Below are 1,622 nucleotides of genomic sequence, written 5' to 3'. Positions count from 1 at the left end.
ACCGAGGGCCTGGCGGTGAGGGTCCGGCCGCCCACGGATCACGTGGGACAGAGTCCTGAGGGAACCACTCCGTTTCCCTACGACGGCACGTCGTTGATCACTGACTCTACCTCCCACCGACACAGGCGAAGGACGTTCCGCTACTCACCATCTTCGATAGCGGGGTCTGATTCGGTGAGATGCCCTCCACATCACCCTCGGACAGGTGACACTGGCCGTCCGGGAGTCTGCGCCCCAACGGAGACGGACATAACTATGCGAATGGGCGAGTCGGCCTGGTCGACGGTCTCACGGCCACACCCGATGCCGACCAAGTCGGGACGGCCATTCTTACCCTCCCCCGCGGTTTCACGTGAAACATGATCGCTTTCCCGGGATCGTCACAGTGACGTATATCCCGAATGGTGGAGATACCGTACTTTTCGCGGCATGTCGCCCCTATGAAACTCTCGAAGTCATTTCTCTGCCGACCTGGTCTACGTTCGCCTCACCGACGCCCGACGATTGGTTTCACGTGAAACCATGCCACTGCGCGATCAGGGCTGACTCCCCCACGATGAACCGATGCCTACCGGTTCGCCACCGAGACACCCTGTGCCTGCAATGCCGGAACCACTCCCTCGCCGACGTGGTAGGCCTCCTCCAGGTGCGGCACCCCGGAGAGGATGAAGTGGTTCAGGCCGATCTCCCGGTACTCCGTGATGCGTGCCGCGACCTCCTCGTAAGAACCGACCAGGGCGGTCCCCGCTCCCCCACGCACCAAGCCGACACCCGCCCACAAGTTCGGGGACACCTCGAGGGCCCGGGCGTCCTGCCCCTTCTCGAAGATGCCACCACGATCGTGAAGTTCCGACATCCGACGCTGCCCCTCCGACTGTGATTTCGCCAGACCCGTCGGCGCGGCTGCGACCCGCTCCGGATCCAGGGAGTCGATGAGCCCCTGGGCGGAATCCCAGGCTTCCTCAGCCGTCGGCCGCGCGATGACGTGCAGCCGGATGCCGAACTCCAGCTCCCGGCCGTGCTCGGCGGCGCGTGCCCGGACCCGGTCGAGCTTCTCCTTCACCTGTTCCGGTGGCTCGCCCCAGGTGAGGTAGACGCCCGCACGTGCCGCGGCGACCTCTATGCCCTCCGGCGACGAACCGCCGAAGAATACCGGAGGCTCCACCTCAGGACGACGGTTCAGCGCAGCCCCCTCGACCTGCACGTGTTCACCGGCGAAGTCCAGAGGGTGCGGTGAGGTCCAGAGATGGTGGGCGACCTGGAGGGACTCGTCGGCGATGGCGTAGCGCTGCGCCTTGGTCGTGTGGTCACCGTACGCCCGCTGTTCGGTGTCTTCCCCCCCGACGACCACGTTCAGCAGCAATCGGTTACCGGAGATCTCCTGGTAGGTCTGCGCCTGCTGGGCAGTCAGCGTCGCCCGACCAGACCGGGGCGAAGTGCCACGAGGAACTTCAGCCGCTCAGTGACAGACAACAGGGCGGCGGTGGTGATCCAGGCGTCCTGGCACCACCGTCCGGTGGGCGTGAGCATCGACTCGAAACCGTTGTACTCGGCCGCCCTGGCGACCTGCGTGAGGTAATCAAGGTCAGGGAATCGCTCCCCCAGCTCAGGACCGGCGCCGT

The 1,622-nt window shown here is 65.3% G+C and carries 1 pseudogene; it reads right to left on the bottom strand.

What is annotated here, in order from left to right:
• Positions 1-568 precede the first annotated feature (568 nt).
• Positions 569-1,622: pseudogene (locus tag ACTXPP_RS14035) on the bottom strand (LLM class flavin-dependent oxidoreductase); the annotation flags it as partial.

Origin of the sequence: Candidatus Corynebacterium faecigallinarum (genome assembly GCF_052264515.1) — a bacterium.
GTDB classification, from domain to species: Bacteria; Actinomycetota; Actinomycetes; order Mycobacteriales; family Mycobacteriaceae; genus Corynebacterium; species Corynebacterium faecigallinarum.
The sequence above is the reverse complement of the archived record's forward strand: the minus strand, read 5'-3'. Positions and strand labels throughout refer to the sequence as shown.